25 protein-coding genes are annotated in these 26,188 nt (G+C 55.3%); 11 read left to right on the forward strand and 14 right to left on the reverse strand.

Annotation, left to right across the window (positions count from 1 at the left end):
• Nucleotides 1–315 precede the first annotated feature (315 nt).
• The gene (locus M6D81_RS27170; protein ID WP_262680323.1) at nucleotides 316–1,614 is read right to left on the reverse strand and encodes an aminotransferase class I/II-fold pyridoxal phosphate-dependent enzyme; all 1,299 of its coding nucleotides are present in this window, start codon (nucleotides 1,612–1,614) and stop codon (nucleotides 316–318) included.
• A gap of 190 nt (nucleotides 1,615–1,804) precedes the next feature.
• On the opposite strand from M6D81_RS27170, the gene M6D81_RS27175 reads away from it, so the two are divergent.
• Complete coding sequence (locus M6D81_RS27175) at nucleotides 1,805–2,590, forward strand: AraC family transcriptional regulator (RefSeq protein WP_262680324.1); 786 nt, start codon at nucleotides 1,805–1,807, stop codon at nucleotides 2,588–2,590.
• 104 nt (nucleotides 2,591–2,694) lie between these two features.
• On the opposite strand, the gene asd is transcribed toward M6D81_RS27175, so the two are convergent.
• A complete protein-coding gene (asd, locus tag M6D81_RS27180) occupies nucleotides 2,695–3,483 on the reverse strand; it encodes an archaetidylserine decarboxylase (RefSeq protein ID WP_262680325.1) in 789 nt (262 codons plus the stop codon).
• Between the two features lie 325 nt (nucleotides 3,484–3,808).
• On the opposite strand from asd, the gene M6D81_RS27185 reads away from it, so the two are divergent.
• The gene (locus M6D81_RS27185) at nucleotides 3,809–4,486 is read left to right on the forward strand and encodes an HAD family hydrolase (RefSeq protein WP_262680326.1); all 678 of its coding nucleotides are present in this window, start codon (nucleotides 3,809–3,811) and stop codon (nucleotides 4,484–4,486) included.
• A gap of 274 nt (nucleotides 4,487–4,760) precedes the next feature.
• Here M6D81_RS27185 and M6D81_RS27190 read toward each other — a convergent pair whose 3' ends face one another.
• From M6D81_RS27190 to M6D81_RS27225, 8 genes are all read right to left on the reverse strand, one after another.
• A complete protein-coding gene (locus tag M6D81_RS27190; RefSeq protein ID WP_262680375.1) occupies nucleotides 4,761–5,621 on the reverse strand; it encodes an IS3 family transposase in 861 nt (286 codons plus the stop codon).
• Nucleotides 5,622–5,644: 23 nt separating this feature from the next.
• The gene (locus M6D81_RS27195) at nucleotides 5,645–5,935 is read right to left on the reverse strand and encodes a transposase (RefSeq protein WP_262680328.1); all 291 of its coding nucleotides are present in this window, start codon (nucleotides 5,933–5,935) and stop codon (nucleotides 5,645–5,647) included.
• Between the two features lie 561 nt (nucleotides 5,936–6,496).
• Nucleotides 6,497–7,672, reverse strand: a complete 1,176-nt coding sequence (locus M6D81_RS27200; protein WP_262680329.1) for a YheC/YheD family endospore coat-associated protein — start codon at nucleotides 7,670–7,672, stop codon at nucleotides 6,497–6,499.
• A complete protein-coding gene (locus M6D81_RS27205) occupies nucleotides 7,669–8,157 on the reverse strand; it encodes a GNAT family N-acetyltransferase (RefSeq protein WP_262680330.1) in 489 nt (162 codons plus the stop codon). Before M6D81_RS27205 ends, M6D81_RS27200 begins: the two co-directional genes overlap by 4 nt.
• A gap of 1 nt (nucleotide 8,158) precedes the next feature.
• Nucleotides 8,159–9,307, reverse strand: coding sequence for a YheC/YheD family endospore coat-associated protein (locus tag M6D81_RS27210; RefSeq protein WP_262680331.1), 1,149 nt, complete (start codon nucleotides 9,305–9,307; stop codon nucleotides 8,159–8,161).
• Nucleotides 9,304–10,677: a YheC/YheD family endospore coat-associated protein gene (locus tag M6D81_RS27215; RefSeq protein ID WP_262680332.1), complete on the reverse strand. Its 1,374-nt coding sequence runs from the start codon at nucleotides 10,675–10,677 to the stop codon at nucleotides 9,304–9,306. The genes M6D81_RS27210 and M6D81_RS27215 overlap by 4 nt, the downstream gene beginning before the upstream one ends.
• A 50-nt stretch (nucleotides 10,678–10,727) precedes the next feature.
• On the reverse strand, nucleotides 10,728–11,879 hold the full coding sequence (locus tag M6D81_RS27220; protein WP_262680333.1) for a YheC/YheD family endospore coat-associated protein: 1,152 nt from the start codon (nucleotides 11,877–11,879) through the stop codon (nucleotides 10,728–10,730).
• Nucleotides 11,880–11,890: 11 nt separating this feature from the next.
• Complete coding sequence (locus tag M6D81_RS27225; protein ID WP_262680334.1) at nucleotides 11,891–13,267, reverse strand: YheC/YheD family endospore coat-associated protein; 1,377 nt, start codon at nucleotides 13,265–13,267, stop codon at nucleotides 11,891–11,893.
• Nucleotides 13,268–13,481: 214 nt separating this feature from the next.
• Here M6D81_RS27225 and M6D81_RS27230 point away from each other — a divergent pair, with 214 nt between their 5' ends.
• On the forward strand, nucleotides 13,482–13,808 hold the full coding sequence (locus M6D81_RS27230) for a hypothetical protein (protein ID WP_262680335.1): 327 nt from the start codon (nucleotides 13,482–13,484) through the stop codon (nucleotides 13,806–13,808).
• A 90-nt stretch (nucleotides 13,809–13,898) separates the two neighbouring features.
• Here M6D81_RS27230 and M6D81_RS27235 read toward each other — a convergent pair whose 3' ends face one another.
• Nucleotides 13,899–14,264, reverse strand: a complete 366-nt coding sequence (locus M6D81_RS27235) for a helix-turn-helix domain-containing protein (RefSeq protein WP_262680336.1) — start codon at nucleotides 14,262–14,264, stop codon at nucleotides 13,899–13,901.
• A gap of 171 nt (nucleotides 14,265–14,435) precedes the next feature.
• On the opposite strand from M6D81_RS27235, the gene M6D81_RS27240 reads away from it, so the two are divergent.
• Nucleotides 14,436–14,921 carry a hypothetical protein gene (locus tag M6D81_RS27240; protein ID WP_262680337.1) on the forward strand — a complete coding sequence of 162 codons (486 nt, stop codon included), beginning with the start codon at nucleotides 14,436–14,438 and terminating at the stop codon, nucleotides 14,919–14,921.
• A gap of 89 nt (nucleotides 14,922–15,010) precedes the next feature.
• Nucleotides 15,011–16,369, forward strand: a complete 1,359-nt coding sequence (locus tag M6D81_RS27245) for a DRTGG domain-containing protein (protein WP_262680338.1) — start codon at nucleotides 15,011–15,013, stop codon at nucleotides 16,367–16,369.
• On the opposite strand, the gene M6D81_RS27250 is transcribed toward M6D81_RS27245, so the two are convergent.
• From M6D81_RS27250 to M6D81_RS27260, 3 genes are all read right to left on the reverse strand, one after another.
• Complete coding sequence (locus tag M6D81_RS27250; RefSeq protein WP_262680339.1) at nucleotides 16,363–16,671, reverse strand: YtpI family protein; 309 nt, start codon at nucleotides 16,669–16,671, stop codon at nucleotides 16,363–16,365. The two genes, M6D81_RS27245 and M6D81_RS27250, sit on opposite strands and share 7 nt — an antisense overlap.
• A 106-nt stretch (nucleotides 16,672–16,777) precedes the next feature.
• Nucleotides 16,778–17,293 carry a sporulation membrane protein YtrI gene (locus M6D81_RS27255; RefSeq protein WP_262680340.1) on the reverse strand — a complete coding sequence of 172 codons (516 nt, stop codon included), beginning with the start codon at nucleotides 17,291–17,293 and terminating at the stop codon, nucleotides 16,778–16,780.
• 3 nt (nucleotides 17,294–17,296) lie between these two features.
• Complete coding sequence (locus M6D81_RS27260; RefSeq protein ID WP_262680341.1) at nucleotides 17,297–17,623, reverse strand: YtrH family sporulation protein; 327 nt, start codon at nucleotides 17,621–17,623, stop codon at nucleotides 17,297–17,299.
• A gap of 118 nt (nucleotides 17,624–17,741) precedes the next feature.
• Between M6D81_RS27260 and M6D81_RS27265 the strand changes: the two genes are divergently transcribed.
• From M6D81_RS27265 to pyk, 6 genes are all read left to right on the forward strand, one after another.
• The gene (locus M6D81_RS27265) at nucleotides 17,742–21,338 is read left to right on the forward strand and encodes a DNA polymerase III subunit alpha (RefSeq protein WP_262680342.1); all 3,597 of its coding nucleotides are present in this window, start codon (nucleotides 17,742–17,744) and stop codon (nucleotides 21,336–21,338) included.
• Between the two features lie 72 nt (nucleotides 21,339–21,410).
• Complete coding sequence (locus M6D81_RS27270) at nucleotides 21,411–21,908, forward strand: phosphatidylglycerophosphatase A family protein (protein WP_262680343.1); 498 nt, start codon at nucleotides 21,411–21,413, stop codon at nucleotides 21,906–21,908.
• Between the two features lie 96 nt (nucleotides 21,909–22,004).
• Complete coding sequence (locus M6D81_RS27275) at nucleotides 22,005–22,193, forward strand: glutamate decarboxylase (protein ID WP_262680344.1); 189 nt, start codon at nucleotides 22,005–22,007, stop codon at nucleotides 22,191–22,193.
• Nucleotides 22,194–22,233: 40 nt separating this feature from the next.
• Nucleotides 22,234–23,124, forward strand: a complete 891-nt coding sequence (accD, locus tag M6D81_RS27280; RefSeq protein ID WP_262680345.1) for an acetyl-CoA carboxylase, carboxyltransferase subunit beta — start codon at nucleotides 22,234–22,236, stop codon at nucleotides 23,122–23,124.
• Nucleotides 23,117–24,271, forward strand: a complete 1,155-nt coding sequence (locus M6D81_RS27285; RefSeq protein ID WP_262680346.1) for an acetyl-CoA carboxylase carboxyltransferase subunit alpha — start codon at nucleotides 23,117–23,119, stop codon at nucleotides 24,269–24,271. The genes accD and M6D81_RS27285 overlap by 8 nt, the downstream gene beginning before the upstream one ends.
• A 126-nt stretch (nucleotides 24,272–24,397) precedes the next feature.
• Nucleotides 24,398–26,152, forward strand: coding sequence for a pyruvate kinase (gene pyk / locus M6D81_RS27290; protein WP_262680347.1), 1,755 nt, complete (start codon nucleotides 24,398–24,400; stop codon nucleotides 26,150–26,152).
• Nucleotides 26,153–26,188 lie beyond the last annotated feature (36 nt).

Below are 26,188 nucleotides of genomic sequence, written 5' to 3' on the forward strand. Positions count from 1 at the left end.
GATGCTGGCACGCTTGTTAAGGGATTTGCGATTTATTGCCGGGTAGACGAACCCGAAAAAAGTGAAATATCGAATGCGAACAAGAAATAGACCGCCCTTGGGGAATCCCCTCGGGACGGTCTATTGCTGTGTTCTTCTCTGAATATGATTGATAGGCCGCTTGCCCGCTTGATTTACCACAATAGCGTATTAATTTCCGGCTTAGCGGAAACTGAAATTCTATATGGCGATTACACTAATCTCATGCTTCCGAAGCGAGTTTGCTTTGAAAACTTTTAGGTCGCTCATCTTCGATAGGCCTCGATTGAGGCTTCCTCATTGCGCGGCTACTTCCGTAACGGCGCGATAGATCGTGTCGTACAGTTCTTCCAGATGCTCTTCCTCGATGCAGGAGAAGGCGACACGAAGGTCGTGCTGTCCCAAGGCGATGGTGCCGATGCCATACCGATCCAGCAGATGAGTGCGGACGGCTTCCGCAGTTACGCCGGAAAGCTTGAGACACATGAAGTATCCGGAATTGAACGGATAGTAGCTCCACGCGTCACCGTAGCGGCCGCTGTCCAATAGTGACTTCACGCGAGCCGCTCTCCCTTTCATAATAGCGAATTTCTCTGCTTTCTGCTCCTCGAAAACCGGCGACTCCAGAGCATGCAACACGAATGTCTGGGACGGGTGCGGACCGCTGGAGATCGTCGCGCGAATTATGCCGAGGGTCTTCTGTTCCAGCGCAGTTAGCGCCGCTTCCGACGGTGAGGCGTAGGTGATGAAGCCGACCCGGAAGCCCCACACATATTCTTCCTTCGTCGCACCGTCTACCTTGACAGCAAGCACTCTCGGGTGAAGGTCGGCCAGCTTGCCGAACAGGGATTCTTGCATGGAATCCTCGAAGAACAGTCCGAAGTAGGCGTCGTCCGTAACGGCTACGACATTCACTCCTGCTTCCGCCGCATCGCGGATTGCGCCGATGATTTCCTCTCCTTCGCCCGGGCCGGGTGTGAAGCCGGTCGGATTGTTCGGGAAGTTCAGGATGACGATTGCCTTTCCTTTATCCTTCTGCGCCAGCAGTGCTTCCTTGAGCCCAACGCTGTTGAAGCGCATTTCCTCGTTATAGAGCGGATATTCCACAATAGCTGCACCTCGGCGAATGCCGAAGGTTAATTCGTAGTTCTCCCAGTTCTTGTCCGGTATGACTACAGCATCTCCGGCATCGGCGAATAAGTCCGCTACGATGCTCAGGCCGTGCGTCAGTGCGTTTGTCACGATGGGATTGCCGAATGGCTTTGATTTCAGAGACGGATTTTCCTTTATCATTTTCGAGCGCCAAGCACTGCGAAGCTGAGGCTTCCCGGCAGGCGGGGCGTATTCGTAAATATCTTTTGGATTGTAGCTGCTAAGCGTCTCTTGAATAAGCTTCAGATGCATCGGCTGGCCGCCTTCTGTAGCGATGCCGATCGTCGCATTGAACTTGTTCGCCTTTGCTTTCGCTTCTGCAGATTGGCTCAGGATGCCTTCCTTGGGGAAGTAGATGTCCCGTCCCAGCTTGGAGAGCATCTCGTAGACCGGATGTGCTTCCTTCTGCAGCGTATCATTTAATCCTTTGGCCAGTGGGTTCATAATTGGCACTCATCCTCCAACTTATCAATCATTGTCTACTCATTCCAGCCATTATAACACTTTTGTGCGATCCCATCTATCTTCATTGCAACTTCATTTCATGAATTTCACAAGAAGCTGCCGGCGGCTGTTGAACGTCACCTAATATAAATTATAATAGAATGTAGAGCCTATGGAAGGGAGGGAGAACATGCTGCATTTGTCGCCTGACAAGCTCGTATTAATGCCTGCCTTTGCCAAAATATCATGCGAGCCCAATTGGCGCTGGGCGCGACGAGAGAAGCCGCTTGCCAATTTCGACTTGTTCTACGTATGGAGCGGCGAAGGAGAGGTGGAGGTGAACGGCACGCATTACGAGGTGGGACCGGGAAGCTGCTTTTTATTTCGCCCCGGTGACCATACCAGCGCTACGCATAATCCGCAGCGACCGCTTGTGCTGACCTATATTCACTTCGCAGCGGAAGGTCCCTTCCAGCATATTCCTCGTCGGTACCGCAAGCTGGAGGACAAGATCGATATGGAGTATATGCTTTCGAGATATGTACGGTTGTTCCTGGTGAAAACCTATGCGGCGCAGGAGGAAGCTAGGCTTATTCTGCTGCAGCTGCTTATCCATCTTCTGCGCGCCGACTTACAGGAGCCGGTCGAGAAGAAGGTCAGCAACCAGCTGACAGAAGCGATTCATGAGATCGCTAACTATATCGCCCAGCATCCCGGTATTCCGCATCGGGTGGAGGATCTGGCCGCGAGGGCGCAGCTCTCGCCGCGCTACTTCTCCATGAAGTTCAAGGAAATGATCGGCATGTCGGTTCAAAGCTATATGATCCGAACGCGCATCGAGCGCGCCCAGCATCTGCTCATGCATGCCGGAATGAACGTAACGGAAGTGGCAGATGCGCTGGGCTATCGCGATATCTTCTTCTTCAGCAGGCAGTTCAAGCAATATACGGGCAAGAGTCCTTCTGAATTGAGGTAGGACGAGCATCCCCGTGTCCGACAGAGGACATCATTACACAACACTGCCCCCCGACGGCTAGAGTATGACTAGTCGCCGGGGGGCAGTTCTGTTGATGTATGTTGTTAACGCTCGACAAGCTCTCCAAGCCGTTCGCCCATTCGAACCTTCGTTCCGGGCTGCAGATCGTCTCTTGGCACGAAGCTGTCGTCTTCCGTCAGAAGCACAACCGTGGAGCCGAATCGGAAGTAGGCAAGCTCATCGCCTCTGTTCATTCGCTCTCGCAACGGCAATACATATTGAATGCTGCTTACATTCATAGCGCCGACCTTCACGACTGCCGCTTCTCCGGCATCATGCTTGATGTAGGTGACAAGCCGTTCATTCCGGCTAAGCACTCGCTTCATATGCTGCAATCCGAAGTTGTTGACGGGATAAACTTTTCCCGGGATAAGCTCCCTTTCCACGATTTGCCCCGAGACGGGCATATGGATGCGGTGATAATCCGTCGGACTCAGATAGAGGACGTAGTAATAACCGTCCATATAGTTTGTTGTACGCGGAGAACCGTTCAGCAGCTCATTAATGGTGTAGTTCTGCCCTTTCACATTGAGGATGGAGCCTTTCGTGATGACTCCGGCACCTGTAATAAGAGCGTCTACCGGGCTGACAAGCGCGGATTCGCTCCCATGAATGTGCCGTGCATCAGGCTTCAATCGTCTAGTGAAAAATTCATTTAACGTCGCATATTGCGAGAGCTCTTTCTCCGCTTCATTGACGTTGATACCGTATATTTTCGCGAAACGGGGAATCAGCATTCGGCTGGCGCTTGATTCGGCGAATTTGCCCGTGAGTTTGGAAATCCATTTGCGCGAGCTGAGCTCGGTCATGGCACGCAAGAGCCACTTGGTCATGTGATTGCCTCACGTCCTCTCTGTAAGGTATGGGATATGTATCATGAAGCTCAAGCAACAGTGTGCCATAATCGCCAGCCATAATCAATAGCCGCTGTCTTCCTAGCATACGCAGCTGAGCCCGGATAAGTTGCATCGGCTGCACATCTTGTTATGCTCTTCGCTTCTTGACGGCAGCGTTGCTTGTCGAATTCTGGTTCGTAATCGACATGTTGCGGACGGCAAGCGGTAATTGTGTAGATTGTTTGTAGAAGAATTGGGCTCGCTTGCTTCCCTTTCCCCCCATCCATTATGATGGAAGCAGACTTGGAAGGAGAGGCTAGAGATGAAACAAGATAGACTGTCGCAGCCGGATGCTGCCATATTCGACATGGACGGGACGTTGTTCGAGACCGACACCTTGTTAATACCGGTGCACGAACGCGTATTCCGGACGTTGCGTGAAGAAGGCTTATACAGAGAAGAGACGCCTTCTGTGGACACCTTGCTGGGCTGCTTGGGAATGCTTCTGGAAGACATATGGCGTCAGGTGATGCCGGGCAGCACGGAAGAGGCGAGAAAGCGGGCCGATGAATTGCTGCTTCAGTACGAATTGGAAGGACTCGCGGCCGGGGAAGGCAGTCTGTACCCCCATGTGGAGCAGACGTTGCGCGTGTTGAAAACGCGGGGAGTAAAGCTGTTCGTCGCAAGCAATGGATTAGAACATTATGTGAAGGGCGTGGCACAGCATAGAGGGATTGCCCCGCTGTTCGACGGCATCTACAGCGCCGGGGAGTACGGCACGAGCAGCAAAGTCGATCTGGTCGCCCGCTTGTTGGCGGATCATGGTCTGCAATCGAGCCAGGTGTGGATGGTTGGCGACCGCTCCTCCGATGTGGAAGCAGGCAAGCGCAACGGCCTCGTATCGATCGGCTGCGCCTATGCCCGTTATGGCGATGGGGCTGAGCTGAGCGATGCAGACAGGCTGATTCATGATTTCAGACAATTGGTTGATGAACTATAGGTTGTCGATTGCAAGTGGAGGGCTGTTCCGCTTCTGGTTCTGGTGAGCTGGAAGTGGAACAGCCCTTTATAATTACTGGTCTGTTGCGGCTGCTGGATAGCTTACCTCCTGGGCCGAAAACCTGGAAAGTGTGCGTGGACGGCGTATGAAGGGCTGGCACAAAGTTGGAGCGCGGGAAGTAGCTGGTTGGGAGGTTGCAGGGCATGTGGCATCGGCTGGTGGAGTTGTCAATAAAAGTGCAGTTTGAAAACACCCTCATACAGAAATCCCGTTACTAAGCTGCTTGTGACAGCATTCTTTCGCGATAAATAGCTGGAGGCCACCCCCCAGGATTAGAAGTGTAGATCCGCCGTCTGTTGTAGTAGACCATGATGTATCTGAAGATGATCGATTTTATATAGGCCATCGGATAGCGTTCCGTGTTGATCTTGTACAGCTTTTCTTTCTTTAGCGTAGCAAAAAAACTTTCCATCCTTGCGTTATCATAGCAACGCCCTGTACCACTCATGCTCTGAATGGCATCTCGTTTAGCTAGACATTCTCGGAAAGCATGGCTCGTGAATTGGCTGCCTCGATCGCTGTGGAAAATCATTCCGCGAGCATTTCTTGCTTTACAAGCGTTCTCAAAGGCTTGGATGCAAAGCTCTTTGCGCATGTTGTCGTCCATGGCGAGGCCTACGATCTCTCCGTTGAAACAATCCAGTACCGCGGACAGATAGAGCTTGCCGTCTGAACAAGGGACTTCGGTAATATCCGATAGCCACTTTTGGTTGGGTGCTGAGGAGCTGAAGTCTCTCTGGATCAGATTCTCACTCTTTTGAGCTGCTTCATCCTCGCGTGTAATGCCGTTTGGATGACGCTTGGCTTTCTTCAGCAGGCCATGCTTCTTCATGATTCGGTAGACGGTGCTGTAGCTGGTCGTGATCTCTATTTGTGACAGCGCCAGCAGAATACGCTGGACACCGTAATTACGGTTGTCTTCATGCTCTCCAATGATGTCTTTGATTTTGACCAGAAGAAGTTGCTGCCGCTCCTGTTTGGGTGTGGGCTTCAAGCTACGGTAATAGCCCGATTCGCTAACAGCGAGTACCTCGCACATCTCCTTGACGGTCCACTGATCCCGTCGCTCACGGATGTAAGCATAGAGCTGACATGCCTTTACCGCTTCCGGTCTTTTGCGAAAAAACCGAGTGCGTCCTTGAGAATTTCATTCGCGCGTCGCAACTCGCCTATTTCTTTTTCTAATTCGATTTCACGCGCAGTCTTATCGGCAGATGCATAAGCGCGTCCGCTCCCGATATGCGCTCCGTCGCCGTGCAGGGTTCTTTGCTTTCTCCATCCCTGCAACTTATAGTAGGCTACGCCCAACTGCTCGGCGGCTTTCTTTGGTCCAATCTCATCGCTCATTCTTACTGCTTCGTCTTTGAATGCTTTGTCGTATCGATTCATTAGCTCTCATCCCCTCGTTAGCTTTCATTTTATTTCATACGAGGGTGTTTTTCGACTGCATTTTTATCGTAGCACTCCATGGAGCGCGTAATGTGTGTACGTGCGAAATAGTGCAGGCTGCCTACACTGGAGCTCCAAAAAGGTGCGTGCGAGTAAAATAGTGCAGGCTGCCTACACTGGAGCTCCGAAAAGGTGCTGTGAGGTGAAATAGTGTAGGCCCCATACACTGGAGCTCCGAAAAGGTGCGTGAGAGGTAAAATAGTGCAGGCAGCATACACTAGAACTCCGAAAAGGTGCGTGCGAGGTAAAATAGTGTAGGCCCCATACACTGGAGCGCTGAAATGAGGCGCGCGCATGAAATAGTGCAGGCAGCATACACTAGAACTCCGAAAAGGTGCGTGTGTAGTGAAATAGTGTAGGCCGCCTACACTGAAGCTCCGAAGAGGTGAGTGTGAAGTGAAATAGTGCAGGCCCCATACATTAGAGCGCGCCGCGCGCGGCAAGGGCACAAGCAACGGCCTCGAAGTCTGCGGCTAAGCAGAATTCGAGGCCGTTGTATATTCATTCAGGAGAAGAGGTGCCGGATGGCACGCGGTCATGTGCAATTCCCTCCGCGGATTCCTGAAGTCTGCTTCTATGCTGTCCGGCGTGGCGGATCTTCCATAGCGCGTATTGCAGCGGACGCTTGATAGCGTCGCGATAAGCTTCTTCCTCACCGGCGTGGCGGAATACTTCGCGAGCCGGCTTGGGATTGACCTCGATCAGCCAAATATGACCGCTGCGGTCGATGGCCAGATCAATGGCCAGCTCGCATAACGCATCGTAGCATTGCTCCAGATAAGCAGCGATATTCGTGCCGAGCAAGCTTACCTCCTGCTTTAATCTGGCGATGCTCTGCTCATCGTTGATCCAATGCCGCAGCAGGTACTCCATCTTGGCCGCGCGACCGCCGCCATGCAGATTGGCGGTAATGCTGCCGGGCGCGCCGATTCTTCCGGCGCAGCCGGTCATTTCCCAGCGGCCGTCGGCCCCTTTCTGCACCAGCAGCCTGTAGTCGTGAACGCGGCCGTTCATCAGCTTCAACTGAATGCCCTGCTGCACAATATATTTGGTGCTCTGCATATTCCAGCGCGACAGATAACTTCCCAGACCAGTCTGACTCACCTTGCAAGGCTGGATAATACGGCGAGAAGCATCGCGTCCCTGAATATGAACGGCTCCGCCGCTGAGCTTCTGAATGCGCAAGATGCCTCTGCCCCCGGTGCCGTTCACCGGCTTCAAGTACAGGAGGGCGTGCCTTCGCAGCATCTCGTGCACATCTTGCACGCTGTTGAAGAATCGGGTGCGCGGCAAGTAAGGGCGGAAGCGATCGTCCTTGGCCAGCACATTGTGAATCGTCCACTTGTTGCGAAGCGGACGGTTCAGGAAGTTGAGCTTCGCATACCGGGATCTGAACTTCAGCAGCTCATCATACCTGTGGGAACGCTGGATGCGGCATCGGTCGAATATGGCGTCCGGCATAGCCATCCATCTTCTGCGCCAGCTCCCTCTCCCGGGCTGGTAGACATGGGCATGAATGCGATTCTGATTGTAATTGACGTCTTGCGGCGTGAAGACGACGACATCCAGTCCCAGCTTCTTTCCCTCGATCGTCATCATCCGGTAAATGCCGCGTTCCTCAAGCAAGCCGTTGTCATTGAGATAGAGGGTCAGGACGCCAAGCGTCGGCTGCGTCATACTGGAGCTCCTCCTTCGAAACGAAGCGTCGGCTTGCCCGTCGGTCCCTTATGCATCGATACGGCTCTCATGCCGAACTTGAAGCAGAGCGCCATGCTTGCGGGATTGTCGGCGGCTACATAACAGGTCAGGCGGCCGAGACGGGAGAGCAGCGCATCCAGTATCGCCGATCCTGCACCGACTCCGCGAGCGGCAGGATGAATGACAATCATGCTGGCGTCTTCATCATCGTCCGCTTCCCCGGCGCCAGAGCTATCGGCTTGCCTCGCAAAGCCAAGGCCGATAAGGCGATTCCCCGCTCGGACAGTAACGACTGCCGTGTCGCTGAGGCCGGAAGCATCCGCTCGCAGCCGTTCTCCGTCCAACCGGCGGAAGGCGTGAAGCGTAGCGGCCGTTATTCGCTTCTCTCCGAAGCGGGATGCGAACATAACCAGTCTCCGCCGCCCGTTCCGCCATTCCTCAGGCGTCCACAGCTGCGTTTCCATATTAGGCACCCCCAGTCCGTCTCTTCCTGGTCAAGTAGGAGCTGTAATGAAAAATGCGCTCCAGCGATTTTTGCCGAATATGCGGCTCGTCGAATTTCATCGGCTTGGCGTTCGCCTCGAAAAACCAGAGGTTTCCCTTGCTGTCAATGCCCAGATCCATCGACATTTCGCCCAGCCGCTGCCTGGAAGCCCGTTCGATCTGCCTGGCGATAAGGACGGCTGTTTTTTTCGTTTTCTGTAACAGTTTATGTGCGGTCTCCGCATTGAATGAATGGGTAAGCAGCTTCTCAGGGTCCTCGATCCTTCCCCCTCGGGGCACATGGGTCGTTATGCTGGACGCCCCTGCCAGCCTGGCGCCAAGCCCGCTTAATTCCCATATGCCGCTGCGGTTCTTCTGTACAAGCGCGCGCAGATCGAATTTCCGGTCCTGGAACGACGCAAGCTGAATGCCTTGCTGGGCAATATAGGCTTCTCCGCCGCTTTGCTTCTGAATCCGGCTCCACAGCTTCTGAATGGTGGAGCAGCTGTAGGAGGAGCTTTTCTTGTTTTCCTGTATTTTAAGCAAGTAAGGAAGCGTTTTTTCCTCGCGTACTTTCAACGTCATAATGCCCTTTCCCGCCTTGCCGCTTTCCGGCTTCAGGTAAATGTATGCGTGCTTGCTGATCAGCCTATCCAGCGATTTGACGCTCATTAGCCGCCGCGTGGCGGGAATATAGGGCCGGGTCTGTCTGGATTGCTTCAGCCATTCGAACAGCTCCCACTTGTTGAAGAAGGAAGGGTTGAACAGCTTGATGCGGGAATGTCTGCGGCAAGCGTTAATCTTCTGCCTGACGGCTGGCTGCATCTCGTCTTCCCGATAAGGGATGCGGTTATAGATAATCTGGGGAAATGGCATTAACCGCTTCTCCCATGTATGGCTGTCGCGGAGGTAGACGAATCCCGACAGCTTCTTGCGAGTGAGCACCAATTGCTTCACGGTCAGAACGTATACGGTAAAGCCGAGAGACTCTCCAGTAATAATCAGATCGGAAAAGTTGTTGCGATTGCCCCTGAACTGTCCCTCCCCGTCATCTACGGTCAGGATGGCGAGCACGGGAGAAGAGGTAGCGGATAAGGCAGCCTTTTGTTCGTTGCACGCCGTGGAACTCATATCGATGTTCCTCCTTGAAACCGGCTTAAATACAAGCAATGCTCGAATATATAGGAGACGGACGCGTGACCTTCCGAGCGCAGGGCGGGATGCTTGAAGATGGAACGTCCCGGCTTCGCATTCGCCTCGAACATCCACACATTCCCGTCCTTGTCGATACCAAGATCAAGCCCGAGCTCGCCCAGCCGGTGGGGATAGTTGCGCTCGATCGCTTCCGACAGCTTGATGGCGACTGACTTGGCTCGTTCCAACACCGCTTCGGCTTCATTGCCGAACGTATGGCTGAGCGCTTGCTGCGGAGTCATGAGGGAGCCGCCGCTGTTCACATGCGTCGTCACGCTGCCGCGGCCGGCCTTCTTCGCGCCGATGCCGGCCGGCACCCACGCATTGTTGCCGTTCTTGTGCATGTGGAAGCGGAAATCGATGGGGCACTTGTCTATCTCTACAAGCCGTATGCCTTGTTGCGCGACGTAGCTGCTCAGCCGGCCGGCATGTCTTGCTTGCAGCATGCGCATGAGCGATTGAAAGCTGTTGTAGCGGACCAGCACGTTCTGGTTGCCTCTCCGGTATCTGGCGAAGTAACCGCGCCGGGGATGATGGGTCAGACGGTAGATGCCGATGCCGAGGCTGCCACTTGTCGGCTTGTAGTAGATGAATTGATATTTTTCCAGCATCTCTTTTATTTTCGCAGCCGACGGATTCGAGACGGACTCCGGCAGGTGCGCCAGCGCCTCCGGATCGTTGTCCAGAAGTCTGTATACATCGGACTTATTGAAGAAGCTCCAATTGAAGATCGGAATCTGCCGCTTGATGAACCGGTCTTTCAGCGCGCTGATGGACGCGCTTGTCTCCGCTCTGCGGCTGGGCAAGCGATTGTAGACGACGTCGGGCAACGGGACGACGCGACGATACCAGTTGCCTCCGGCATTCAGGAAGTAGCCGTAGACCGTGCCCTGCTGCCAGTTGATATCGCGCGGTGTGAACACGAACATATACGCTCTGCGGTCGCCAGTGCGGATCACTTGCTTGATGAAGCCGGAACGGGAGCCGAATGGACCTTCGGGCGTATGAATGGTGTCGGTCAATATGCCCACGAGCGGTCCCAGCTGCAATTCGTTGTCACCGTTGCTGAGCAGCATGACATTGCCCGATTTCGGGACGCGAATGGAGTTGCGGACGCCAGAGGACAAATACAGGTGATTGCCAGAACGCTTCAATGCTCTGAGCGATGCGGTAATCACTTCTTTGCCGAGCTTGAGATGAACCGATTTATTGCCAGACAGCTTCAGCTGCTTGATAAGCGATCTGGACAAATAGACAATTTTGTCGGATTGCTGAGCAAAGTGTACGTTACAAGTTGTCAAACTCATCGATGAACCTCCTGAACGTGTAAGACCGCAGCTTTACGGGACTGATTCGGTCATTTGGTGAATGCAAGTGCCGGTGTCGTGCGATAGGCATTGGCCAGATAACGGGCATATTGCAGCAATCGATCAATGGATAGCTGGTGAAGCTCCGGATTGTTGGCGCGCCTCCAGCAGTCGCGACCCGGCTTGGCGTTCGCCTCCAGCAGCCATAGCTTGCCGTTCGGCTCGATGCCGAAGTCGAAGGCCAGCTCGCCGAATCTGCCGAAATTCCGCTCCAGCTGAGTTGCTGCCTGCCCACTTATTGTATGGATTCGCGAGAGTAAACGTTCGGCTGTGGACCTGCCCAAATTTGCAGTCAATGCCTCCAGAGCGGGACGGACACAACCGCCTCCGTGCAGGTTGGACGTCACAGATCGCGCGTCTCCTTCTCTCGCTGAAGTCCCCGTGCAGCGCCAGCGGCCGCCCGCATCCTTCTGCATCAGGGAACGGACATCGTAAGGCTTCCCGTTGCACCCGGTCAGCTGCAGGTACGGCTGCAGCAGGAACGCCGATTGCTTCGTGAAGGCTGTTATCCACGGGAGCAGCTCGTTCGAGCTGCGGAATCGCCGCACGAAGGGCTGGTTGCCCTTCGATCTGCCGCGGACGACCCAGTCGCTTGTCAATGGATCACGGCGCACATGCATGATACCTCTGCCCTGCATGCCGGCTGCGGGCTTCAGCACAATCCCGCGGCTATATCGCTCAGCGGCAGCGGCCAACTGCTTCCATGCGCTGTATGACGCTGTCGGAGGTAGGAGGGGCTGCAGCACGGGATCGCCGCTCAATGCGTTGTATACGGTCAGCTTGGATGGCAGCTTGCCGTTCAGCAGCCGATGCGGCTTAAGCTCCGTCAGACGCGACAGCACCTCGTCACTGCGGGCTCGGTCCCGCCGGCTTGCGAAGAAGCGGCGGTCGTAGATGACGTCGGGACAGGGCACCTCTCGTCTGATCCAGCGGTCCTTCTCCAGACAATAGCCGTACAATCGTCCGGCAGCAGCATCGAAGTCCGCCGCAGAGAACGCGAATACCTCGACACCTTCCCGCTTGCCCGCCAGGCTTATTTCCCGGCAAAGCAAAGGTTCTACGGGCATAGCCGCGCCGCTGGCGGATGAAGTCTGCCGGGGGGGGGCTGCGGCAATGCCGAGCACAATCGTTCTCTGTGGCATGGGCACCTCCATTAGAAGCCCGTCAAATGACGGGAATATTGAATCATCATCCTGACGGATGGGCGTATTTTACCCTCGTTAAGCGGGGTGTTGTCGTTCTTGGACGGCTTGGAGTTGACCTCCAGCAGCCATACCTTCCCGTTCGCATCCAATGCCAGATCAATGCCCAGCTCGCCGAAGTGGGCCGGAATGCTGTCATCGACGCCCTGAGCGATATGAAGGGCAGCTTGACGAAGTCTGAGCGCCGCATCCTGGCTGTTTTTGCTTATGTTCGCTTTGGCTACGGCTACTCCGACAGGGCTTAGCGTGCCGCCTCGCGCCAGATTGGATACGAAATGCTGTTCGCCTGCCGTCCGCGCGACAATCGATGTGACCATCCATTTGCCGGCTGCATTTTTTTGCGCAAGCGCGCGGAAATCGACGGGCCGCTTGCCAATTTCGATCAAGTGAAGACCTTGCTGAATCTGGTAGCGGGACATTTTCATTTTGGACGCCAGAGAAGCGTACAGCTTGGCAATGGTAGGATAGGTCTGTCTGCGATAGCCTGCCGATGTGGCGTGCATCGCCTGATAGCCATCGGCCCCCAGACGGGATATTCGAATGATGCCTTTGCCGAGACTGCCTCGCACCGGCTTAAGGAAGACGCTGGAGTAGCGAGAGCACATCGCCTTCAATATCGCTATATTCCTTAGCTGGTGCGACTCCGGCAAGTAGCGCCTCAAGTCATTGTTTTTTTGCAGTGCGTCGAACACTTCCGTCTTATCCAGGAACTTCTCATTGAATATGCTGGTTCCATAAGCATGCTTCGTCTCGGCGATGAATTGCTGAACGTTCGGCTTGTTCTCCAATCGGCGCGAAGTGAGCCGATTGTTGATGACGTCCGGAGCCGGCAGCCATACGCGCTGCCACTTTCCCGAATAGACCCAGCCCTCGGTACCCTCGGCGTTGTCGCCAATCAGGTCGGGCGTGAAGAAGAAGACGTATGCCCCCTGCGCCTTGCATGCTTCTACGAGCTCGCGGCAGAACATCGTAATCGATCCGAACGGCTTCTCCGGAGCGTCGGGATAGTCTCTGCTTACCAGAACGCCGATTAAGGGGCCCAGAGCAAGCGTGCCTGTATCGGCGTCGTATTGCAGGCGCAGCCCCACGCGCGAGGGATGGCCGGCATGGATGCCCATCCTGGCTGCCAGCGTTCCGCTCATTCGCATGCCGTTTGTTTTTGGAGATGGAATGATTTTGACATGCTGCCGATAAGCCCCGAACTTTAAGATGACAGGACCGCTGCGGGGAATTTTCCTGGCTTTCATGATGCTTTCGCCTAGCATGATTGCATCCTCCGGCAGCACAGTGGATTCAGTAAGTTGCACGATTATTTTCGATTTACGCATAGCAGTTCTCTTCTCCTTCCAAGCAGGAGGAATATCGGATCGGGACAACGCGTTATCGTGTTGTACTGTGGATTTTATTCTGATGGAGACAGTATGGGTTAATTCATCATATGTAGGCATAGAATGCTTTGTGCGTGGAGTTGGGAGGGACATATCCGGCCGGACAGGCTCATACAATAGCAATAGGATCTAGTGAAGCGGAGAGGAGTGAGAGATGATGATGAAGTGGAGTAGGGGCGCATCGGGGAAATGGAACAAAGTCAAGCATGCCGCATATCTGCTCGTGGCAACGGCAATGATCTTCTATGCGATGCCACATCTGGAGCTTGGAGGGCCGTTGCAGGCGGAGAACATCTTCTGGTACGTCTGGCTGGCGTTCTCGGCGCTTGCGGTCGGGGCGAATGCGAATGTGCTGCTGATGAACGATGAGAAGCGGAAGGAGCTTGCGCGATTGAAGCGTGCGAAGGCGCTTGCCTGGGAGAGAAGGATCATGGGCAGAACGGCTGAGAGGGACAAGAGAGGTGCCAGAGGAATGCGGTAGATGCGGATAGAACGCCTTTCGAAGAAGTTATAGTTTGCAAATGACATTCACCCCGGGCGGGCATGAATGTCATTTTTGGTTTTGGGACAGCTAGTCCATTTCTCTGAAATGAACAAGCTGCTTGACAAGTTTGTAGACGACTTCCTGCTCCTTCAGGCTTAATACGGTCAATTGATGGGCGATTTTTTCGGCATAGAGGCTGCTATCCTGATTGCTCTTGCTTGCTTCGTCTTCTTCGCCAAGCGCCTCCACGGTGACGATATCCTTCAGTGGCGTTTGCAGGGCGAATGCGATTCTGTTCAGGACGTCAATTGTAGGATTTTTCTCTCCGCGCTCAACCTGTCCCATGTACGACGTATTAATATCTGCCCGAAGCGCCAGTTGTTCCTGGCTAAGTCCTTTTTCCCTGCGCAAGGCGCGGATGTTCTCACCAATCAGTCGCGAAATATCGCTCATTATGTCACCTCAGCCTAAAGATAGAGTTTTGGATGCGGTGCAACAACGTTATATAGGATGTATCTATTTGAATGACTATAGTCATTGACTAAAAAGTGGTTTTTTTAATATAATTATGTTAAAAATGACATCAGGGTTCATTTGTTGGCAAAAATGACAAAAGGGAGCAGGTTGAGATTGACGATGCTGGCGCAGGAATTTCAGTTTTTCCGCAATGTTAGAACTTATTATTGCCATGTCACATTCGATGTAGAATTCATGTATCGTTATGCTCACCGCCATATGCAGAGCGCGACCGCGCACGGCTCGTTCCGATGCGGCGTCAATGCCTATACGCAGATGGTAGAGTATACAATGAAGCTTCAGTCCGAACCGGTAGAAAGACCTTACAGCGAGAAGAATACATTCCTGTTCAGCAATACATATCCGCGCATTCCGAAGCAGGTCGTTACCTTCGACGAGTATCCTATCTTCAAGCAGAAGTATCGTGTGCCCATTGACTACGATTGGCAGCAATTCGTGGAGAGGGGAGCGGAGACGGCCATTAACGTCAGTACGATGAACGCTTTATTGCGGAAGTGGCGATTTCTGGGGGACGACGAGGAGATGGTGGATGCCGGGATTAAAGTGACGGCCGTGCGCCTGAATTGGGCATAGCTTGAGTCGCCTCGGCGATTGATGAAGCTTGCCATTCGTCATGCGCCTCTATTTCTTCTATAATGGAGAAGTAGACAGGGAGGATGTCAATGAGCGGAACAGACAAGCAGTCCCATAACGAGACGATCACGAAGCATGAACAAATTCTGCACTATATTCAAGGGCTGAAGATCGGCACGAAAATATCCGTCAGGGCTATTGCGAAGCAACTGGGCGTCAGCGAAGGCACCGTGTACAAGGCATTCAAGGAGGCTGAGGCGTCAGGTCTGGTCAGCACGAAGGAGCGGATCGGCACGGTACGCATTCAGCGGAAACGGCGTGATGCGGTAGATCAGCTTACGTTCGGCGAAGTCGCCCAAATTGTGGAAGGGCGGTTATATGGAGGACTGTCGGGTCTCGACAAGACACTGCACAAGTTCGTCATCGGCGCGATGGAGCTGGACGCCATGTTGCGCTACATCGACGAAGGCAGCCTGCTCATTGTAGGCAACCGGGGCAGTGCGCATGCTCGAGCCCTGGAGCAAGGCGCAGGCGTTCTCATAACGGGAGGATTCGAGCCGAGCGAGGAGACGGTGGGGCTGGCCGATAAGCTGTCGCTGCCCATTCTGTCCTCGCGGCATGATACGTTCACAGTCGCCTCCATGCTGAACAGGGAGATGTACGACCGGCTGATCAAGCGCAAGATTATGCTGCTGGAGGATATCGTCACATTCAGCCGCACGGCAGATGTGATGCAGGTTGGCCGGACAGTGGGCGACTTCTATACGTTGTCGCGGGAGACAGGATTCAGCAGGTTCCCGGTGCTGGACGAGCGCAAGCGGGTAATCGGCATGATTACGGCGAAGGATGCCGCCGGAGCGGATGAGGACACGGTGGTGGAGCGGGTCATGACGAAGCATCCCATTACGGCCGCGCCCAATATTACAGTTACTTCCGCTGCGCATACGATGGCTGCGGAGGGCATTGACCTGCTGCCCATCGTCGACCGCCATCGCAAGTTGCTCGGCGTCGTGACGCGGCGGGAAGTTCTGGACGCGATGCGGTTCGCAGGGAAGCAGCCGGAATCGGGAGAGACGTTCGAGGATCTGATGTGGGCGGGCTTTATGAGCTCCGCGCAGAACGGTTCCGAGGAAGCGAGCATTACCTATAAAGGCAGAGTAAGTCCGCAGATGTCTGGGGCGCTCGGCATGGCGTCGGAAGGCCTGCTGTCCACGCTGATGATTCAAGGCGCGCGGAATATGATCAGGGAGACGGGCAAGCGGGATTTTCTGCTGGAGAGCATGACGACCTATTATGTAAGACCGGTGCAGATTGACAGCGAGCTGCTGGTGAAGCCGAGGGCGCTGGAGCTTAGCCGCAAGTTCTCCAAGCTGGAGGTAGAGGTGCTCGACGAGCAGGGGCTGGCCGCCAAGGCGATGCTGACGGCCCAGATGATCGATCCTTATTGACGCTGCTGTTCCTTCAACCGCTGGTAGTAGCCTTGATTGCGGATGCCTGCGAACAGGTTGAATACGCCGATGACGAGGAAGATTGCCCCGATGACGACCCGCAGTGTGGATTCGCCCGACAGCAGCAGCTGCACGGCGGCGATGAATATAAGCATGGCGCCCATGCACATATTCATACGGGCGGAGCTAATGCCTTTCGCTTTGACATCCGTTGTGCGTCTGGACTTGATGCTGAACCATACCGAGCCCATCAGACTAATCAGAATGCAGGGTGCAATTACCCATTGAATCAATTCATTCATCGTTGAATATAGCAGCTCCTTTACGCATAGAGACGAGCGCCTGCAGTGGAGCGGGCGCCCGTTTTTTTTTCTATTGTACCATGAATTTCGCCGCGTTGCCTTCCACTTAGCCGGGTGGTCTGGCATAGGCTTTGACCGTCATCCATATCTGCAGCACGTTGTCTACGAGCAGGACGGTTTTCAGCTCGATGGTGTAATCCTTTCCGTACACGTCGCGGTATACCATGCTCTTCAGCAGATTGCGGGCGAGCTGGGCGTCGGAGTCGATGTCGTAGATGCTTTTGCCCAGGAAGATGGACAGATTCTCCTTCACTCGCTTAATGAGCTCCGATTCCGTCAATTCATCCAGTTGCAGCCTGTTCTGCTCGCTCACGCTTCCGTTTTCGATCCGCAGCTTGATACTCTTGATGACGGTATGCTGCGATTTGAAGTGATTGAGATATTTAATATCCTGCTCATATTGCTCCAACTGCTCTTGCAGTCCGCGGTTGACATTGTACATATGCTGGAACTTGGCGATATGCAGTGTGTTCAGGATCGCCGCTCCGACCAGCATGCCGGCCAGCAGCACGCCAAGCAGCTGAATGAAGCGGGTGTAGCGCTGGAAGGGGGGCAGTCTCATCCGTTATACCGCCCCTCTGCATATGATTCTTACCAATTCGGTGGCGAGATGCGCGCCCAGGAAGGCGAACAGTATGAAGCAGATCTGCTGCGCAGCAGGCGATAGCTGTCCGGCGGATATGTTGCTCTCAATGACGCGGACGGGATCGATAGAGCCGCCGATCGCTGCGACGATCGCCCATATTTTCAGTCGGGCAGCTGTATCCATCATGATGGTCGCCGGCGGCATCAGCATGAAGACGGAGCCGATGCCGGCCAGCATAGCGCCTCCTATCACAATGCCGAATGCGATGAAAAAATCCAGTCCCGCTTTGGACAGGAAGTAACTCATGGCCATCTCCCTCTCATTCTCTCCGTACGATACCCACTATCATTGTATGGGCGTGTCCGCCGCCATTATGATAAAATAGTCATATTCATTGTCTGATAAAGGAAAGGAAGGGATCAGGGTGGACGTCCATAGCGGTTCTTCGTTCGTGCATCTTCATGTTCATAGCGAATACAGTCTGCTCGACGGCGCAGCCCGCATCCCGGAGCTTGTTAACCGAGCGGCGGATCTGGGCATGGACGCGCTGGCGCTGACGGACCATGGCGTCATGTACGGAGCCATTCCGTTCTATCGCGCATGCCAGGCCCGCGGCATCAAGCCGATCGTCGGCTGCGAGCTGTATATGACGGCGGAATCACGCTTCCAGAAGGGCTCGCGCAAGGATCAGCCTATCTATCATCTGATCGTGCTGGCCAAGAATGAGGCAGGTTATCGCAATCTGATGCGGCTCAGCACGATCGGCTATTTGGAAGGCTTTCACTACAAACCGCGGGTGGACATGGCCGCGCTCGAGGAGCATGCGGAAGGTCTCGTCTGCCTGAGCGCTTGTCTCGGCGGCGAGGTTGCCCAGCACCTGCTGCACGACCGAAAGGACGAAGCGCGCGAGGCGGCGCTTCGCTATCGACATATATTCGGCGACGACTTCTATCTGGAGCTTCAGGATCACGGGCTGCTGGAGCAGAAGAAAGTGATGGCGGACATGATTGCCCTTGCCCGGGAGACGGGCATCAAGCTGGCCGCGACGAACGATGTGCACTACTTGCGTCCGGAAGACAAGGAAGTGCAGGATGTGCTGATCTGCATCGGTACGGGCAAGACGGTGGAGGACGAGGACAGACTGCACATTCCGACCAACCAGGCTTACCTGAAGCACGTCGGAGAGATGGCGGAGCTGTTCCGCCATGTCCCGGAGGCGCTGAGCAACACTGTCGAGATCGCGGCCAAGTGCGAGCTTCACATTCCGCTCGGGCGCGCTTCGCTGCCGGTGTTCCGCCCGGTTCCGGCGGATATGGACTCCAGCGGCTATTTGTCCGAGCTATGCAAGGAAGGGCTAATGGCTAGATACGGCAATACGGAGAAGTGGCTGCAAGATGCGGCCTTCCGGGAAGAAGCGGAATCCCGTCTCGCTTATGAGCTTGGCGTAATCGACAAGATGGGCTTCAGCGATTACTTTCTCATCGTATGGGACTTCATCCGGTTCGCCAGAGAGCGGGGTATCCGCGTAGGTCCCGGCAGGGGCTCATCCGCGGGCAGTCTGGTTGCGTATACGCTCCGCATTACCGACGTCGATCCGCTGAAGTACAAGCTGCTGTTCGAGCGCTTCCTCAATCCGGAGAGAGTATCCATGCCGGATATCGATATCGACTTCGATGACGAACGACGGGACGAGGTTATTCAATATGTCGCCGCCAAGTATGGAGAGTCCCATGTCGCCCAGATTATTACCTTCGGTACGATGGCGGCCAGAGCGGCTGTCCGCGATGTGGGCAGGGCGCTTGCCGTCCCGTTCCAGGACGTGGACAAGGCCGCCAAGCTTATCCCCGGTGGCGTCGGGGTCAGCCTGCAGGCTGCGCTGGAGAGCAGCGGCGAGCTGCAGGAGCTGGCGAAGCGCGGTCCGAAGACGGAGAAGCTGATCGACATGGCGATCAAGGTGGAGGGCATGCCTCGCCATGCTTCCACCCACGCGGCGGGCGTCGTCATCGCGGCAAAGCCGCTTACGCATTATACGCCGCTGCAGGAAGGCGGCGACGGCATTGCGCTGACGCAATATGCGATGGAGAATCTGGAGGCGATCGGCCTCCTGAAGATGGATTTCCTCGGCCTGCGAACCCTGTCCATTCTGGAGAGGACACTTCGCTGGGTGAAGGAGCTGCATGGCAGGGAGATTGACTTCCGCACGGTGGACGATAACGATCCCGCAACGTACGAGATGCTGGGCAAGGGGGAGACGACGGGCATCTTCCAGCTGGAGTCCGCCGGTGTCCGCCGCGTGCTTCGCGACCTGAAGCCGACGGAATTCGAAGACATCATTTCCGTGCTTGCGCTGTATCGTCCCGGACCGATGGAATTCATTCCGCAGTATATCGGAGGCAAGCACGGTACGATCGCGGTGCATTACCCGCACTCGGACTTGAAGCCGGTGCTCGCCGACACTTACGGCATCATCGTCTATCAGGAGCAGATTATGGCGATCGCCTCCCGGATGGCCGGCTTTACGCTGGGAGAAGCGGACTTGCTGCGCCGGGCGGTGTCCAAGAAGAAGCGGGAGGTGCTGGATGAGCAGCGGGCTCATTTCGTACAGGGAAGCATGGGCATGGGCTATGGCGAAGAGGACGCCAATCGCGTCTACGATATGATCGTGCGCTTCGCGGACTACGGCTTCCCGAGAGCGCATGCGACGGCATACGGCGTGCTTGCCTTCCAGACGGCCTGGCTGAAGGCGCATTATCCCGTTCCGTTCATGGCATCTATGCTGGCTTCGGTCACCGGCAACATGCGCAAGACCGCGCAGTACGTCGACGAATGCAGGCGGATGGGGATTGAAGTGCTTCCGCCGGATGTGAACGAGAGCGGCGTCTCCTTCACGCCCGTCGGCGGCGCCGTCCGGTTCGGCCTTGCCGCTGTCAAGAATGTGGGCACGACGGCTATCGAGGCCATCATGAGGGAACGCCGGGAGCGGCCTTACGACAGCCTGCTGGATCTGAGCAAGCGGGTCGATCTGCGCGTCGTCAACAAACGCGTGCTGGAATCGTTGATCGGAGCTGGGGCGTTCGACTCCTTGCCGGGACACCGCGCCCAGCTGCTGGGCGCACTTGAAGAGACGATGGAAGTCGCCCAGAGGTGGCGCAAGGAGCGGGAGGAGCTGCAGATCGAGATGTTCGGCTTCGACGAGGTGCAGAACTGGGATGTGGAGCTGCCGGAGATCCGGCCGTTCGGAGCTGCTCAGAAGCTGGATCTGGAGCGGGAGCTGATCGGCCTGTATCTGTCCGGCCACCCGCTTGACGCCATAGCTCCCGTATTGGACGGACTTCAACTGGACAGACTCGTTCAGCTGTCGGAGTTCCCTGACGGCTCCGCTGCCGTTCTCGGGGTCATGATTGCGGGTATGAAGCCGTTCCGGACGAAGAAGGGCAAGTCGATGGCATTCCTGGAGGCGGAGGATCGCGTCATGCGCGTGGAAGCCGTCGTCTTCCCTTCGGTATGGGAGAGATGCTCCTCCAGGCTGCACAAGGACGGCCTTGTCATCATGCTGGCGAAGGTGCAGCATGCCGACGAAGACTTCAAACTGCTTGTCGAGGAGGTCTTGCCCCTGGATGGAGAGCGGCAGGACCTCGCTTCAGCCGTTCAACGGCTGCGGAGCAAGGCGGGCGCCAGAGGCGGAGGAGGCGGAGCCTACGGCAGCAGGCGGAACGATGGGGCGCAAGCGGCACGAGAGCGCCGCGGACAAGCGCGGCAGCCCGTTACGGGGCCGCCCCTCTCCGCAGGGAAGGCAAGCCGCGCCTATATCAAAATAACCGCAGACAACGAGCGTCCGGAAGTTCTGTCCCGGCTGAAGCGGATTCTGGAGCGGCATACGGGAGGGATGGAGACGGTGCTGTTCTATGAACGGGAAGGGAAAATGCTGGCGCTGAACAACCGTTCGGCGGTCGCTCCATCGCCTGAGCTTGCGGATTCCGTCGAAGCCTTGCTGGGCGAAGGCACATTCGTCGTGAAGTAAGGGGCATATTCGCTGCACATATTATCACCTCTTCGCATATGCATAGAGATACAAGCAGTAGCGAGAGGAAGGATGCCCATGAACAGAATTGAGAATTGGCTGGCGAAGCGAGGCGTGACGGTAGGCGACATTGCGGACATTGTATTTGCATTGCAGCATCCCTATAACAAGGACTTGAAGCTGTCCCAGTGCGAGGAGAGCGTGCGGGCCGTACTCGGCAAGCGCGAAGTGCAGTATGTGCTGTATACGGGGCTCGCGCTCGACGAGCTGGCGGAGCGGGGCTTGCTGCCGGAGCCGCTGCAAGCCATTATGGAGACTGACGAGTCGTTGTACGGCGTCGATGAGACGCTTGCTCTGGGCATCACGAATGTGTACGGCATGATCGGATTGACAAGCTTCGGATATCTGGACAAGACCAAACCCGGCATCATCCGTCATCTGAATGTGAAAGGGAATGGCATACATGTTTTTCTGGACGATCTGGTAGCGGGACTGGCCGCCGCGGCTTCTGCGCGGATCGCTCACGGCGACCCCAAGGCGATTCAATATCATTTGCCGGAGCCGCTATAATTATGTTATCATTATGGCATCATTATGGCCTTTGACGGGTTGGATATAGTGTATAAGGTGAACTAAGCTTTACGCGAAGTTTCAGGAGGTACCACCATGTGGACGGTTATTTATATTGCACCCACGCCAGCAATAGCAGAAAACATCAAGAATCGGCTTACTGAAGAAGGTTTCTTGGTGAAAATCCGGCCTGTCAATTTGTCCAAACAGCAATATGAGATCCTAGTCCCATCAGGTGAGCTTGAGGAAGTGCAGGAAGTGTTCAACACGATCATCCGTCCCTGAAGACAGGTTCGATACGATTGCGCCTTGAGAGGTGTCAAATTTGCAAATTAAGGACTTTTTTTCGAAGAAGAAATACGCGACGATACCTTCCGATCGCGCAGGACGTTCAGAGCGCTCCAAGCGTGCCGACATTCCGGAAGGATTGATGAATAAGTGCGTCAAGTGCGGCACGATTCAGTACAGCAAAGAGCTGGAGAAAAACATGAAGGTATGCTCGTCATGCGGGCATCATTTCCGTCTGCACGCTTGGGAGCGGATCGGAATGACGCTTGATGACGGGCGTTTGTCTGAGTTCGACGCGCTGATAGAATCCGGGGATCCGCTCAACTTTCCCGGCTACGCCAAGAAGCTGGACGCCCAGAAGGAGAAGTCCGGTCTGCGAGATTCCGTCATTACCGGAGAAGGGAAGATCGGCGGATACCCTGTCGTCATGGCCGTTATGAGCTTCGATTTCTTCACGGGCAGCATGGGCTCGGCCGCCGGCGAGAAGATTACGCGAGCCATTGAAGCTGCGCATGAGCGGAAGCTGCCGCTTATCATCTTCTCAACTTCCGGCGGGGCGAGAATGCAGGAGAGCATTTTCAGCCTGATGCAGATGGCGAAGACGAGCGCGGCTCTGGCGAAATTCCAGAACGACGGTGGGCTGTACATCTCGGTGTTCACAGATCCGACGACCGGCGGCGTATCGGCCAGCTTCGCATCGCTAGGCGATTACAACCTGGCGGAGCCTGGCGCACTGATCGGTTTTGCGGGCCGGATCGTCATCGAGCAGACGATTCGCCAGAAGCTGCCGGATGACTTCCAGACGGCGGAATTCAACTTGCAGCACGGACAGCTGGATATGGTCGTTCATCGCAAGGATATGAAGGCTACGCTGTCGAAGCTGTTGGACATGCATGGTGTAGTGAAGGAGGGATCGAGCGATGACTGAGCTTCCTTTCGAGAAGCCCGTTAATGAGCTTCGTCAGAAGATCAAGGAGCTGAAGAGCCTCAGCATGGGCAAGGGCATCGACTTCTCCGAGGAGATCGCCAGGCTGGAGGATCGCTGCAAGCAGCTGGAGGAAGAACTGTACAGCGAGCTTACCCCTGCACAGAAGATGCATATCGCCCGCCATCATCAGCGGCCTACATCCCTTGATTTGATCCAGTTGATCTTTACGGACTTTATGGAGCTTCACGGGGATCGCCTCTTCGCCGATGATCTGGCGATCGTAGGCGGTCTTGCGAAGCTGAACGGCGTTCCGGTTACCGTAATCGGTCATCAACGCGGCAAGGATACGCGGGACAACATTGCCCGCTTCTTCGGCAGCCCTCATCCTGAAGGGTTCCGCAAGGCGCTGCGCCTTATGCAGCAAGCGAACAAGTTCAACCGTCCAATCATTACGTTCATCGATACGAAAGGCGCATATCCGGGCAATACTGCAGAGGAGCGCGGCCAATCCGAGGCGATTGCGCGCAACCTGAGGGAAATGGCCGGCTTCGGCGTGCCTATAATTTGCGTGGTCATCGGCGAGGGCGGTAGCGGCGGAGCGCTTGCGATTGCGGTTGGCAATCGCGTGCTTATGCTGGAGAATGCGATCTATGCCGCCATATCACCGAACGGCGCAGCGTCCATTCTGTGGAAGGATGCTTCCCGTGCGGACGAAGCCGCGGCAGTGATGCGGATTACGGCGAAGGACTTGCTGGAATTCGGGATCATCGAAGAGATCGTCGGGGAGCCCAAGGGCGGCGCGCACCGCAATTACGAAGGTGTGGCCGAACTGCTCAGGGAGTCGCTGTGGCGTCATCTGGAGGAACTGGTGAATATGTCCGGCGAGGAATTGATTGCGGACCGTTACGAGAAGTTCCGCAAGATCGGCGAATTCCGCATAGCTTCTCCGGAGCAGCAGGAAGCTGAGGCGCCGTCCGATGAAGACTCCCGGGAGACCGTCGATGTGAAAGGCAGTCAGGAAGCTGAGGAAGGACAAGCCTCCGCAGAGCCGACGTCCATGCAAGGAGACGATGCAGAGAAGGGACAAGTCGATCAGCCTGAAGCCGCGGAAGCAGAACAGGAGGAAGCGAGCCCGACGCTGAAATAAGGATTTTGGGATACACTCGTATTTTTGCATATGGCATTACGGCGGCAGGACGGCCGCGAAGCTGCAAGAATACGTGTATGCATATATATTATTGAATTTCAGGCACTAAACGGAGGAAACGAAAACATGCGCAAAACAAAAATTGTCTGTACGATTGGACCTTCCAGCGAATCGCTGGAAAATACGAAAAAGCTGATTCAAGCAGGGATGAACATCGCCCGCCTGAACTTCTCACACGGTGACTTCGAGGAGCATGGCAACCGAATCAAAAACATCCGTCTGGCCAATGCGGAGCTTGGCACGTCCGTAGCAGTCCTGCTGGACACGAAAGGCCCCGAAATTCGCTTGGGCAAGCTCAAGGAAGAGCCGATCGAGCTGGTTCAAGGCGAAGCCATCACATTGACAACGGAAGAGATTCTGGGAGACCGTACTCGTATTCCTGTCACGTACAGCAATTTGCCTAACGATCTGTCGGCAGGCTCCACGGTTCTGATCGACGACGGCTTAATTGGACTGCAGGTAGAGCGGATTGAAGGCACCGAGGTGCATTGCCGCATCATTAACAGCGGGCCGATCAAGAGCAAGAAGGGCGTTAACGTGCCCGGCGTGAAAATCTCCTTGCCTGGCATTACGGAGAAGGACGCTGGCGATATCGTGTTCGGCATTCAGTCCGGCGTCGATTTCATCGCGGCTTCGTTCGTCCGCAAAGCAAGCGATGTTCTGGAAATTAGAGAGCTGCTTGAGAAGCATAACGCAAGCCATGTCGGTATCATCTCCAAGATCGAGAATCAGGAGGGTGTCGACAACCTGGATGAAATTCTGGAAGTGTCCGACGGTCTGATGGTGGCCCGCGGCGATCTTGGCGTCGAAATTCCGGCGGAAGAAGTTCCGCTCGTTCAGAAGATGATGATCAAGAAGTGTAATCTGGCGGGCAAGCCGGTCATTACCGCAACGCAAATGCTGGATTCCATGCAGCGCAATCCGAGACCTACCCGCGCTGAAGCGAGCGACGTCGCGAACGCGATCTTCGACGGAACGGATGCGATCATGCTGTCCGGCGAGACGGCAGCGGGCAAGTATCCGGTTGAATCGGTGCAGACGATGTCCCGCATCGCCGAGCGAGCCGAGAACGCGCTGGAATACCGTGAAATATTCGTGAAGCAGGCCAACGCGCAGCAGACAACGGTAACGGAAGCGATTAGCCAGGCAGTGGCCAATTCGGCGCTTGATCTGAACGCGAAAGCGATCGTGACGTCGACGCAAAGCGGCTTCACCGCGCGTATGATCTCCAAATATCGTCCGAAGGCGCCGATTATCGCCGTTACGACTGACGAAGCCGTTATGCGCCGTCTTGCGCTAGGCTGGGGCATCATTCCGGTGAAGGGCGAGGAAGCGGCCACGACGGACGAAATGTTCGAAATCGCCATTAAAGGGGCGATGCAGACGGGTATGCTCAGCCTTGGCGATTCCGTCGTCATCACGGCAGGCGTACCGGTAGGTCGCGCAGGAACGACGAATCTGATCAAGATTCATCATATCGGAGAAGTGCTTGCGCAAGGTCAGGGCATCGGCAGCCAGACAGCTACTGGCAAGCTTGTCATTGCGAAGAATGCGCAAGAAGCGATCGACAAGACGGAGCAAGGCGACATTCTGGTTACCATATCGACGGACAAGGATTACATGCCGGCATTCCAGAAGGCTGGCGCAGTTATTACGGAGCAAGGCGGCATTACGAGCCATGCTGCGGTATGCGGCTTGAACCTTTCCATTCCGGTTATTCTGGGCGTTGCGGGCGCAACGGACATGCTGAAGGACGGTATGGAGGTCACCATTTACGGAGAGACGGGCTTTATCTACTCCGGGCAATCCAAAGTTTTGTAATACCTGCGGGCATAGTTGGCATAATGAGAAGAGCGA

This window comes from Paenibacillus sp. J5C2022 (assembly GCF_025567625.1).
GTDB lineage: Bacteria > Bacillota > Bacilli > Paenibacillales > Paenibacillaceae > Pristimantibacillus.